General features: G+C 55.5%; 12 protein-coding genes. 4 read left to right on the plus strand and 8 right to left on the minus strand.

Annotation, left to right across the window (positions count from 1 at the left end; translation table 11 throughout):
• The first annotated feature begins 72 nt into the window (after positions 1-72).
• On the plus strand, positions 73-897 hold the full coding sequence (locus G536_RS0108105; protein ID WP_022823091.1) for a hypothetical protein: 825 nt from the start codon (positions 73-75) through the stop codon (positions 895-897).
• A gap of 7 nt (positions 898-904) precedes the next feature.
• Here the strand turns inward: G536_RS0108105 and folK are convergent, their stop codons facing one another.
• The gene (gene folK, locus G536_RS0108110; protein WP_022823092.1) at positions 905-1,396 is read right to left on the minus strand and encodes a 2-amino-4-hydroxy-6-hydroxymethyldihydropteridine diphosphokinase; all 492 of its coding nucleotides are present in this window, start codon (positions 1,394-1,396) and stop codon (positions 905-907) included.
• Positions 1,393-2,259, minus strand: a complete 867-nt coding sequence (locus tag G536_RS0108115; protein ID WP_022823093.1) for an alpha/beta hydrolase family protein — start codon at positions 2,257-2,259, stop codon at positions 1,393-1,395. The genes folK and G536_RS0108115 overlap by 4 nt, the downstream gene beginning before the upstream one ends.
• Positions 2,260-2,440: 181 nt before the next feature.
• On the opposite strand from G536_RS0108115, the gene G536_RS0108120 reads away from it, so the two are divergent.
• Complete coding sequence (locus G536_RS0108120) at positions 2,441-3,421, plus strand: polyprenyl synthetase family protein (protein WP_022823094.1); 981 nt, start codon at positions 2,441-2,443, stop codon at positions 3,419-3,421.
• Between the two features lie 81 nt (positions 3,422-3,502).
• The gene (locus G536_RS0108125; RefSeq protein ID WP_022823095.1) at positions 3,503-3,928 is read left to right on the plus strand and encodes a hypothetical protein; all 426 of its coding nucleotides are present in this window, start codon (positions 3,503-3,505) and stop codon (positions 3,926-3,928) included.
• 86 nt (positions 3,929-4,014) lie between these two features.
• Here G536_RS0108125 and G536_RS0108130 read toward each other — a convergent pair whose 3' ends face one another.
• Complete coding sequence (locus G536_RS0108130) at positions 4,015-4,317, minus strand: hypothetical protein (RefSeq protein ID WP_022823096.1); 303 nt, start codon at positions 4,315-4,317, stop codon at positions 4,015-4,017.
• 197 nt (positions 4,318-4,514) lie between these two features.
• Here G536_RS0108130 and G536_RS0108135 point away from each other — a divergent pair, with 197 nt between their 5' ends.
• Positions 4,515-5,930: a cytochrome P450 gene (locus G536_RS0108135; RefSeq protein ID WP_022823097.1), complete on the plus strand. Its 1,416-nt coding sequence runs from the start codon at positions 4,515-4,517 to the stop codon at positions 5,928-5,930.
• Positions 5,931-5,998: 68 nt separating this feature from the next.
• Here G536_RS0108135 and G536_RS0108140 read toward each other — a convergent pair whose 3' ends face one another.
• The 5 genes from G536_RS0108140 to G536_RS0108160 all read right to left on the minus strand — a co-directional run bounded on the left by G536_RS0108140 (position 5,999) and on the right by G536_RS0108160 (position 12,020).
• Positions 5,999-7,651: an ATP-binding protein gene (locus tag G536_RS0108140; protein ID WP_022823098.1), complete on the minus strand. Its 1,653-nt coding sequence runs from the start codon at positions 7,649-7,651 to the stop codon at positions 5,999-6,001.
• Between the two features lie 12 nt (positions 7,652-7,663).
• Positions 7,664-8,110 carry a hypothetical protein gene (locus tag G536_RS0108145; RefSeq protein WP_022823099.1) on the minus strand — a complete coding sequence of 149 codons (447 nt, stop codon included), beginning with the start codon at positions 8,108-8,110 and terminating at the stop codon, positions 7,664-7,666.
• Positions 8,111-8,123: 13 nt separating this feature from the next.
• Complete coding sequence (locus tag G536_RS0108150) at positions 8,124-9,170, minus strand: hypothetical protein (protein WP_169515062.1); 1,047 nt, start codon at positions 9,168-9,170, stop codon at positions 8,124-8,126.
• 611 nt (positions 9,171-9,781) lie between these two features.
• The gene (locus tag G536_RS0108155; protein ID WP_022823101.1) at positions 9,782-11,593 is read right to left on the minus strand and encodes an ABC transporter ATP-binding protein; all 1,812 of its coding nucleotides are present in this window, start codon (positions 11,591-11,593) and stop codon (positions 9,782-9,784) included.
• 100 nt (positions 11,594-11,693) lie between these two features.
• Complete coding sequence (locus tag G536_RS0108160; RefSeq protein ID WP_022823102.1) at positions 11,694-12,020, minus strand: ribonuclease E inhibitor RraB; 327 nt, start codon at positions 12,018-12,020, stop codon at positions 11,694-11,696.
• Positions 12,021-12,024: the final 4 nt, after the last annotated feature.

Below are 12,024 nucleotides of genomic sequence, written 5' to 3' on the forward strand. Positions count from 1 at the left end.
CAGCTATTGGGCCGCGAAATAGCGTGGAAACGGTGCTATTCGTGGGCGCTAGCTGTCAGTACCCCCTGGCTGATGACAACTAAGTTTGTATGGTCGGAAACCTGCTTTCTGCTGTTGTTTACCATCTATGCGGTGGCCCTATATAATTGCCTTACTACCAAAGCAAAGGGCTGGTGGCTAGTAGCTACACTGGCCGGCTTGCTACTGCCTTTACAGCGTACAGCGGGGTTCTTCGTGCTGGCCGGCGTAGCATTAGGGCTGCTTGTTGCCTATGGCCGCACACTACACGAATATGCACTAGCGCCTGTACTACATTTTCTATTGAGCGTATCCGGTGGCTTGCTCTGGCAGGTACACGTGTGGCGCACCAACCTCGACTTACCCCTGGTAGTATCTAATTCGGCCTCAATAGGTCTGCAGGCAGTAAACGACTTCGGGTTTATGTTGGTGCATTGGCTACTGCCGGTGCCTATTCCGCCTGCGCCTGTTCCCTGGGCTTACCTTGTTGGGGGAGTGCTGGTAGTTGCCATACTGATTGTGGGAGCAATGGAGATTGGCAGATTTGGGCAAATGCTCCTCGTTACGGCCGGTGTGTATGTAGTATTGCACGCCTTGAGCTACCAGTTAAGCCGTGGTTCGGCGGGCTTCCACGACAGTGAGCGGTACGCCGCAGTATTCTACGGCCCTGTGATGTTGCTGCTGTTTGGCGCACTGCGCCGGACGATGGGCAAACGTCCGCGCCTGTTGCATTGGCTGCTACTGGTGTGGCTGCTGTATCCGGTTGTCCGGGTAGTGCACAACGCCGTGTTTTTGCGCAGCCGGCCCGTCATCCACATAGCTAGCGCAGAAAGTTTAGCTAATAAAAAACAGGCAGTGCAGCACCCATTGAAGCTTTAGCCCACTACTAATTGATTCTCGTTACCGGCAGCGTATCCGGGCAGGCCACTAGCAGTTCGGTTACGGTGCACTTTGCCTCGGGGTGCACCACATTGGCGGCAATTTCAGCCAAGGGCACTAAGGCAAAGCGGCGCTCCGGCAGACGTGGGTGCGGCACAGTGAGGCGCGGAGTATCCAGCACGAGGCCATCGTAAAGCAGAATATCCACGTCTAGAGTACGGGCCCCCCAGCGAACCAGACGCTCCCGGCCAGCTAACTGCTCAGCTTGTTGGCAGGTATCAAGTAGGAGTTCGGGCGTCAGTTTAGTTTGCAAGCGTACTGCTTGGTTGAGGAAAGTGGGTTGCTCTTCTAGGCCCCAGGCCGCCGTTTCGTACAGTCCTGAGGTGGCTTCTACGGTACCGGCTGTTGCGCGCAGGTGCTGCACTGCATCCCGGAGGATGGTAGCCCGGTCGCCGAGGTTGGAGCCGAGTAGGAGGTAGGCAGTGTGTACCGCACTCATAGTACCCGGCGCAGAAACGCTACAGTAGCTTCCGCAGCTTGCTGAGCCTGGGTGGGTAGCTCCGAAGCAGAGTAGGGGTGGCCCCCGCCAAAATTGTGCGTGACGCCGGGTAATACCACCAGTTCGGCATCCGGTTTCCAGATTTTCAGCTCGTGGGCGCGCTGCACTGATACGGTTTCGTCTTGGTCGCCGTGCAAAATTAGGAGGGGCTTGCGCAGGTGGCGACGTACGTTGTGCGGAATATCGAGGCGCAGGCGGTTGGTGTGGTAGTCTTCCACAATCTGGTAGTAGAGAGGAAGCTGCTGTTTGGTGCGGCTGTTTTCCACGTGGTACACACCCTGTTGCTGCCACTGCTGCATCAGTTCGTCGGTCCAGCCGGGGTCTATGTTATTGATACCGGCCCATGTAGCTACGGCTGTTACGCGCGCATCTTCGGCGGCTTTCAGCAACACCAAGCCACCGCCCCGGCTGTGGCCGATAAGCGCTAAACGCGAAAAGTTGATTTCCGAGGCGGGCACCACCGAGTCGGGGCTTTCTAGGTAATCGAGCAGTGCGCCAATATCATCCAGCTCCAAGCTGAAATTATTCTGGCCGAACGCCTCCAGGTCTTCCAGGTCGCCGGTGCCATCCACCACCAGCCCGTTGTGCGAGAGATTTAGCTTCACGAACACAAAGCCCTGCCCGGCAAACCACTCGGCCAGCACATTGAAGTGGCCCCAGTCTTTGAAGCCCTTGAACCCGTGCACAAATACCACTACCGGCTTGGGTTGGCCATCGGGCACGTACTGCGCATCGGCGGCGAAAGGCCGGCTGTGGCGCGTGCTGGATAACAGAAAATCGAGGCGGATGGGCTGAGTTGGCATAAGGGCGAAGGTAAGCGCTGAGTTGGTGAAGTAGTGAAATTGTGAAGCGGTGAAATAGCGAGTTCATCGTTCTGATGGTGCAGGCTGTGTGGGTCGAGCAGACAGAACAGCAAAATCACTATTTCATCACCTCACCACTTCACCTTTTTCCCCGTACTTTCGCAGCGCCCAAAACCGCTGCATGAACGTTACGCTGGACCAGATACAAGCCCCAATTGCGGGCGAAATGGAGGAATTTGAGAAGAAATTCCGTGCTTCCATGCAAACCAAGCAGCTGCTGCTCGATAAAATCATGGGCTATATCGTGAAGCGCAAGGGCAAGCAGATTCGGCCGATGTTCGTGTTCTTCACGGCCAAAATCAGCGGCGGCGACCCACTGCCTGAAGCTACGTTCCGCGGCGCGGCCCTCATCGAGCTGCTACACACCGCCACCCTCGTGCACGACGACGTGGTGGACGAAAGCAACTATCGGCGCGGGTTCTTCTCCATCAACGCCCTCTGGAAAAACAAGATTGCCGTCCTCGTCGGCGACTATCTGCTGAGCAAAGGGCTGCTGCTGAGCTTGGAAAACGATGATTACACGCTGCTCAAAATTGTGAGCAACGCCGTGAAAGAGCTAAGTGAAGGCGAACTGCTGCAAATCGAGAAAGCACGCCGCCTCGACATCACCGAAGACGTGTACTTCGACATTATCCGGCAGAAAACGGCTTCGCTCATTGCCTCTTGCTGCGCCGTGGGCGCCGCCTCGGCCGGTGCCGATGCCGAAACCATTGAGCGCGCTCGGCTTTTTGGCGAGAAAGTAGGCATGGCTTTCCAAATCAAAGACGACCTATTCGACTTCGGAACTGCCGAAATTGGCAAGCCGCTGGGCATCGATATTAAGGAGAAGAAAATGACGCTGCCGCTCATCTATTCGCTCCAGCAGGCCGATTGGCTGACTAAGCGCCGCATCATTTACAACGTGAAAAACAACGACGGCCGCAAAGACCGGGTGCAGGCTGTTATTGAGTTTGTGAAAACCACCGGTGGCCTCGATTATGCCATTGGGGTGATGAAACGCTACCGCGACGAGGCCTTGGAAATCTTGCACACCTTTCCGGCGTCGCCCTCGCGCATGTCGTTAGAGCAACTTATCAACTACACGATAGAGCGAGAGAAATAGCGCTATGTACAGCGGCGGTAGTTTATAGGAAAACGATAATTTAGTCCCGATATATCGGCAAGCTGCTTATCGAATAATAGAATGAAAACTATCCTCTTGTTGCTTTGGCTGCCAACTGCTGCTTTAGCTCAGAAAAAGGCAGAGTTACCCATTGCTGCCACTGATAGCACTTACGGATACACAGCGCTTAATCCGTTGCGGCTAAAGCAAGGAGATTTATACAAGAGCATGGCGCTAGCAGAGGTTTTTCTGCACAACCTCCGCACATCAGACGACCAGCCATTGCGCCTAATAACACGCTTCTCTGTTAAAGATCCAGGTTATAAGCGCCCCGCAATTGCACTGACTGACCGGTATACAGGCCTACCACTCAATGGAAAGCTTAGTATGATGGACCTCTATATATTTCGGACAGCGTCCAACGATACTTTACGCCTGTTTGTTGATGTTTCTAGTAAAGGCCCCAAGCTAGTGCCAGTAGGGTTGAAGTACGTTGGTTTTCAATGAGTTTGCACCTAAGCCAGATACAACAAAGCCGGCTGACCACATGGTCAGTCGGCTTTGTTGTATCTGGCTTAGGTGCAGCTACTTAACTATTCGTGTGCTATCTGATAGGCTACGCTGTCGGGGGCTACTTCCGAAACGTCAAACGTGACGCCATCGAAGGTGCTTTTCACGGTTATTTCGTGGGTCATGTCGCAGCCGGGGCACTTGATTTCCTCTTTCTCGTACTGGCCGTCATCTTCCATGGAGTTGGCCAGATGGTCGGGGGCGGGTACGCCGAGCAGGTCAGTGAAAACTTCGGTGTGGCAGTGGTTGCACTCGAATTTGAGGCCTACTGTGCGGCCCTGTAACTCATCGAGCGGGGCGGGGGTGGCTTTCTGTTGAATCCACATAAGGAATACAGTTTGGTTTTGGAGAAAGGGAGAGCGGGGCAGCCAACGGGAAACGAAGGCCCTTCTGGTATGGTGTACGCGCCACCTACGGGTTTGTGTTGCCTTGCCACCAGGATATGTAGTGCCGAAGGCTGGCAGCGTGTAGTGCTGGCGCGTACCTTGGCAGGGCTTTTCATGTACTTTATGCCTATTCCATTATGCCCGACGCTTCTATCGAACCCGTAGAACAAGCCCCCAAAACCCCGATTCCGTGGGTGCCACAGTGGCGCACGCTGCTCAATTCGGTGGCTTTCTCCCGCGACCCTATCGGTAACCTCGACCGGATGCTGGCGCAGTACGGCGACACGGTAGGAGTGTACCTAGGGGGCGTCCGGCCTGGCATCATTACCCGCGACCCGGCTTTGGTGCAGCATATTTTGCAAAAGAACCACCGGCGCTACCTCAAATCCGACCTCACGCACGGTCTGATTCGCTACCTGGGCCGGGGCCTGCTCACCAACGAAGGTGCCGACTGGCTACGGCAGCGCCGCCTCATTCAGCCCGGCTTTCACCGGCAACGGCTAGCGGGTTTGGTGCGCCTGATGCAAACTGCCGCCGCCGAATGGACCACCGAGCTGACCGAGCGGACTACCACGCCTGACCAGTCGGCCGTGGTGGATATTCACGAGGCCATGACCGGCGTAGCGTTTCGGATTATGGCGCGGGCCACGTTCAGCACCAGCCTCACCGAAGCGGAAGGGGAGCGGCTGGCTGATATTCTGACCCGGATTCAGGCGTTCTACGTGCGCACCATTCGGCAGCCCTACCTGCGGCCCTGGTTTCGGCTGAATGGAGCCTACCGCCGCCACGATGCGCTCAGCCAGGAACTGCGCACCTTAGTGCGAGGCTATATCCGGCAGCGCCGCCAGCACCCTCCCGCCAGCCCTGACCAAGCCCCCGACGACCTGCTGCAAATGCTGCTCGATACCCGCTACGAGGACACTGGCGAGCCCATGACCGAAGAACAGCTGCTTGATGAGGTGAATATTCTGCTAGTGGCCGGCCACGAAACCTCTGCCAATGCGCTGAGCTGGCTGTTTTACCTGCTAGCCCGGCACCCCGAAATAGCGCAAAAAGTACGCACCGAAATGACGGCCGCCTTGGCTGACCGAAGCCCGGAGTTCCATGAGCTAGCCCAGCTGCCCTACGCCCTGAACGTAGTGCAGGAAGCCTTGCGCCTCTACCCGCCCGCCTGGATACTGGACCGGGTGGCGCTGGAAGCCGATGAATTTCAGGGGCAGCCCATCCCGAAAGGCACGCAGTTTTCGCTCTACCTCTACGGCCTGCACCACCATCCTACCCTCTGGCCCGATGCCGAGGTGTTCCGGCCCGAGCGGTTTGCGGCTGGCGCGCAACCGGCGTTGCCTACCTATGGCTATTTGCCGTTTGGCGGGGGGCCGCGCCTGTGCGTTGGCAACCACTTCGCCCTCACCGAAATTCAGCTGGTAATGCTTGAAGCCCTCCGCCATTTCCATCTTGAACCCGCTGCCCCGGCACCACCCGTCATGATGCCGCTGGTCACACTTCGGCCGGAGGGGGCCATGCCGCTGCGGTTCCGGCGGCTTGTGCCATAACCGCAGCGGCATGGCCTCAGTGTGCTTATTGATTCGCTACCAAGTCTGACAAGAACCTGCTCGCCCGTTTATGCGACTTGCGGAATAGGGGAAAGCGGCAACAGGATGGTGAACGTAGTGAGTACGTTGGGTTCGGTTTCCACTGAAATGCTGCCTCGGTGCGTGCGCACAATATCCTGGCTGATAAACAAGCCTAGCCCCGTCCCCTTGGAGGTAGGCTTGGTGGTGAAGAAAGGTGAAAACAGCTGCTGCTTTTCCACCTCCGACATGCCTTTGCCGTTGTCCTGAATCTTGATTTCCACGAATTCGTCGTGGAAGAAAGTTTCTATTAGTAGCAGGGGTTGCAGGTGTTCGTCTTTGAGCGCGCGCTCATGCAAGGAGTACAGCGCGTTGTTGAGAAGGCTGAAGAGCACGGTGCTCATTTCGGTGGGCAGCAGCTTCACCGATTGCCTGGGTGGCATGGGTTGCGTAACTAAGTGTAGCGGCACGTAGCTGTAACCCGGGTCCAGCTCGTTTCTGTACAGGACAAGCTGGTTTTCAATAAAGGAATTGATGTCTGCTTCCACAAACTGGTCGGACTTCACTTGCAGCAGTTTGTCCATGCTGCGCACAATGCGCGTGAGGCTGAAGCTGTGCTCCTTTATCTTCTCAGTGTTGTTTTCAATCATGGTGAGCAGGGGCAGCAGCTCGGTTTGGACGTGGGGGTCGGTAGCGTACTTGTCGGCGCCCAGCAGTTCCCGGCTTTCCTCCAGCAGCTCATTGGACACCGCCGCAAAGTTGCTGACGTAGCTCAGCGGGTTCAGCAACCGATCTACCAAGCCTTTGGTGAGCTGTCCGATGGAAGCCAGCTTTTCCTGCCGAATCAGCTGTTCCTGCGTCTCCTTCAAATCAAACAGCGTCTTCTGAAGTCCTTCCAGCAGCTCATCTGACTTCTTCTTTTCCAGTACCAGTTCACTGGTGCGGGCTTCCAGTTGCTGGCGCGCCGTAGACAGGTCAGTTACCATCTTGTTGAAGGCAATGCCCAACTCCCCGATTTCATCGCGCGATTCGCTGATAACGCGCTGGGTAAGGTCGCCGCGGCCAACTTTGGTGGCAGCGTCGCGCAGCTTCAGTACGGGCACCGAAATGCTGCGGGCCAGCCCAAACCCAATCACAATGCCGATGCTGAACACCACAAAGCTGAAGAACAACGACGTGAGGCGAATCTGCCGCTTGCTTTGCACAATCTCGCGGGTGGATGACGCCAGCAGGATTTCGCCGTTCATCATGGGGGTGCTAAACGCCGACCGTTTCACCACCGTCGAATCGTCGGAAAGGGCATTTACGTTGATCTGCCGGCGCTCCGGATAGGTCCGGAATACCGTGCGCTTCACTTGATAAGTGGCGTGGTTTTGGTCCCAAACGGTATCGGTCTGGAGCAAGCTCACAAATTCCAGCAAAGGGTCCTGCTTCACAAAGTCCATAGCCGTTTGCACGCCTTGGAAGTTCTGCTCGGTCATGGCAATCTTCACGCCCAGAGCTACCGTGTTGGCGTGGTTCTGCACTTCCTTGTTGAAGTTGCTCAGCAGGTAGCGCTCCTGAATAGCCGGCAGATAAAACAGCACAAAAAACGAAAACAGCAGCACAATACTGGTTACTGCCAGCCAAATCTTGGTCTTAACCGTCAGGCGGATTCGCTGCAAACGGCGAAGGAGCAGCGGCCAGGGCGCGGGCTTGTTCATGCGAAGCAGTGGTTACAAAATCTTTTTTCCGTCGATAAGAATGGTCTTACCGCTGGCGGGGGGATGGCTCATCACCCCAATGGCCCCGTTGGTCTGCGCCACAAATTCTTCCAGCTCCGCCTCAGATGTAAAGAAGTTGGGTGCATCGGCTTTGCCCTGAAACACCAGCGCCAGCCAGTACTTGTTCAGCTCGTTGGCGCTCATGTTGTAGAGCCGGCGGCTGGTAGTGGTACCAATGGGCGTGTTGCTTTTCAGCAGCGCAATAATCACCTTGCTGCCATCGGGCCAGCGCAGCCGCTCGCCCCGCAGGGTGGCTTTCAGCTGCGGCAGCTTCATCTCCGAGGGTACACCCTTGCCGTTGCCAATCACTACCAAGCTAGTTTCCTGCGCCCAGGCCGGGGCCTGGCAGCAAAGACACAGCAGTAGCGCGTATATAAATAGCCGGTAAACCGAAATCATTCCTGATAGTATGTTAAAAGCCGACGGCTACCTGGAAAATCACCCGGTCGGCATCGACCGTGTCGTGATGGTTGGTGCGTTGGTATTCAAGCTTGAATACGGCTAGGTAGCTTAGCTCATAGCGCAAGCCCCCAACCAAGGATTGCACTTGGTGGTTATGAAAATACACCTCCTGCTTACGGTAGCGAATATCATCGAAGCGGACGTACGGAATGATTTTATCGGTGAGCCGAAGCCCAGCGTAAGCGTAGGAAGCCACCACGTTCTGCCTGCCCAGGCTGTCGGCCTTGTTCATGGCCATGCTGCTCTCGGCTAGCAGCTCGTACTTCTTCGAAAAGATGGAATCGTTGTAGGAAACCGAGGCCGTTAGGATATGCTGCCGGATGCGGGCGCGTGCCACGTTGATGGCCCCGCCGGAGTGATTGTGCACCACGCTACCCTTGGAAATGACATCCTGGTAGAGAGATACGCCGAACCGGACGCCATCGGTGGGCTTAACGTGCACGGCCGCCGTTAGCGACTTGAAGGGGTTGTTGTCGGCTATGTCGCCGGAGCCCAGGCCATTGCCCAGCATTAGGTCGTAGCCGAACCGGAGCCGCCCCAGGTTCTGGCCTTGCAGGCTGACGCCCGTGGTGTGCAGCGGAATGATGCCTTCCGAAAAGATGAGTGGCCGCTCCACCGTCGGGAAAAACACCCGGCCGTGGTGGTAGGTGTCGTTCCAGTAGTTGAGAGGCGTGTGGTGCTTGCCTAACAGCACGCTGTGGTTGCCCGCGTAATTGTATTTGAGAATTACCCGCTCGATGCTGATATTGAAATCAGTGGGCGAATCCAGAGAGTACTTGAAAACCGTTTCGCCCAAAAACGACAGTCGCTCGGTTATCTCGGAGGTGATAAACAGGTCCTGCTCGCCGAGGCCAAAGTTGAGCTTGCCGTTTTGGTAGGAGCTATAAGCATCTACAAACCCCCTGATTTGGGTCCGCTGAGCCTCTGCCCGTTGCATCGACCCCCACAGTAACCCCACTAGCAATAAAAATAGTAGAGTATATCTAGTAGTATTCATGCTTCATGCGCGAGCAGCTAAAGGAATAGGAAGTAAAAGCAGCAAGCAAGATTATCGTTGCAGCATAGTTTCAAGCTGATAAAGAAGGGCTTAGAACGAGGCTTGATAGACGAACTGCTACTTTATGTGCTGAGCGAATAGGTGATGTAAAACGGAAGCAGCGGAAAAGTGAATGGGCGCCGAAACAAATGAAAAGAGACACACTTACACAAATTCAGTCCCAGTCAGTAATCTTGTTAAGCTTCCAAATATACTTTAATTTTTCATATTCTATATTCTATCATTAAAGCCAGTTTACGGTTGTTGGGGCCGGCACAGGAGTACCAGCTGCATCACCTGAATTGGCAGCAGTTTTGGTCGAGTAATAGTGAAGCTGAATAGCCGAAGGGTACTTCGTAGAGGTGCGCCTGCCTGTCCGCTTTTCGGCGAGTTGACAGGTTGACGGGTTGACATGTGTTGTTGTCGCCTGATGCTGGTCTGCCATACACCGCTGGCAGGTGCCGGTTAGCTGGCAGCAAAGCCAGCTAACCGGCACCTACTTCGCACCTTGGAATAAACAAATAACACGCCGATAGGTACAACCACGACGCCGGGTAGCCCGCGTTGGTAGCTTACCCTGCCGTGTCGCCTACTTCGTCCTCGTCGTCTACCATCACGCGGGCTAGTTTCTCGATGTTGAGGCTGCGTGCGGAGGCGTCGAAGATTTCGCGGTAGGTGCCGCGCATATCGTAGAGCTGCTCGTGGGTGCCGCTTTCCACCATGCGGCCTTCCTTCATCACGAAGATGCAGTCGGAATCCACAATCTGGGCGAGGCTATGGGAGATGATAACCACCGTGCGGCCCTGCTTGATGGCGTCGAGGGAGTTCTTAATCTGCTCGGTGGCAATGGCGTCGAGAGAGGCGGTGGGCTCGTCGAGAAAGATGATGGGCGGATTTTTCAGGAATAGCCGGGCAATGGCAATGCGCTGTTGCTGCCCACCCGAGAGTTGCTGGGCATCGGACTCGTACTGTTTGGGCAGTTGCATAATCTGCTCGTGCAGGTAGGCCTGCTTGGCGGCGGCCTGCACCTGCTCGAAGCTGGCATCCATCACGCCGTAGCGGATGTTCTCCTCAATGGTGCCCTTGAAAATGTGGTTTTTCTGAAGCACTAGCCCGATTTGCTGACGCAGGGCGTGGGTGTCGTAGTCGGCTAGGGGTTTGCCGTCGAGCAGCATCTTGCCGTGGTCGGGGGCGTAGAACTTGCAGAGTAGGTTGATGATGGTGCTTTTGCCGGCTCCGCTCAATCCCACTAGCGCCGTGGTTTTGCCAGCTTCGATGGTCAGGCAGACGTCGTGCAGGGCCTGGGTGCCGCTGGGGTAGGTGAAGTCCACGTTGCAGATGTCGAAGGTGCCGCGCAGATGGTCGGGTTGGAGCTGGCCGGTAGGTTCCACGGCGTCCTGAGCATCCAGAATATCAAAGAAGCCTTCGGAGTAAGTGAGGGCGTCGTTCATCTCATCATAAATGCGGTGCAACTGCCGGATGGGCGCCGACACGTTGTTGAACAGCAGGATATGGAACATGATGGCCCCAATACTGATCTGTCGGTCCAGTACCAGATAGGCGGTCAGGATGATGATGAGTACCACGCCCACCTGCTCGGTGAAGGTTTTGAGGCCGTCGAAGAGGAAGTTGGTTTTGCGGGTTTGGAGCTGGGCCTGCTGAAGGTTCTGTTGCGCTTGGGCCTGTTTCTGTTCCTCGTAGTCTTCGCGCACGAAGCTCTTTATAACCACCGCCGAATCGATGAGGTTGACGAGACCCTGGCTTTTGGTTTCGCGCAGGCCGCGCAACGCCCGGCGGGTGCCGTTCAGCTTATCGGCCTGCCGGTAGCTGATCCAGAAGTACAGTGGCATAATGCACACCGCCACCAGCCCCACGTACACGTTGGCCGTGAACATGACCACTAGCGCCACAATGGCGTTGGCAAACAGTGGCAGGATGTCGATAAAGAAGTTCTGGACCAGCTTCATCAAGCTTTCCACGCCCCGGTCAATGCGGGTTTGGAGCTTGCCGGTCTGGTTGCCATTGTCAGAGTAGAAGCCGAGCTGGTAGCTCAGAATCTTGCGCACCGCATCCTGCGAGAGGGTGCTCGATACGTTGATGCGGATTTTCTCACCGTAGAACTTCTGCCCGAACTGGATGAACGTGTTGATGATTTCCTTGCCGAGCAGCAGCCCGCTCACCAGCAGCAGCAAGTCGGCGCCTTCCACCAGGCCCTGGTTCTGGTTCAGCAGCCCTTGCACTGTATCCACGGTGTAGCGCAGCACAAACGGGTTTACCTGCGCCGCCAACGAGCCCACCAGTGTGAGTAGTAATGTCGCCACCACCAGCCCCCGGTAGGGCCGTACGTACGGAATCAGGCGCTTGATAATCTCCCAAAGGCTCATGCAGAATCGGCTAGTGTGATAGTGGCTGGTTAGACGAGTGAGGTGGGGGTGGGGTTATCAGGTAGATTGAATGGTCATGCAAATCCAATCAATGCAGCAGCTACTTCACTTGTTCTACATCCCAACCATCATATAAACCAACACCACAATGCATTGCTAATTCGTTGAAGGCAATATTACGGCGGTGCAGTTTTTCTGGTGTCAGAAGGTCTAGCTTGGAAATATGAAGAACCCAGTCGCCGTCGTCAGCTTGATGCAATTCTTCCAAATGATACGTGTGATTTTCAAGCTCTGTGAACAGGGATAACAACTTATCCTTGTCCTTATCAAAAAAGAAGAATCCCCATTTTAATGCCGAACCAGTATCCCAGCCCTCTGTATTCATCTTTTCAAAAATGTCCCGTAGGTTCTCGAAAGAAGCAGTCATGGCA

The sequence above is a fragment of the Hymenobacter norwichensis DSM 15439 genome, assembly GCF_000420705.1.
Taxonomy (GTDB): domain Bacteria; phylum Bacteroidota; class Bacteroidia; order Cytophagales; family Hymenobacteraceae; genus Hymenobacter; species Hymenobacter norwichensis.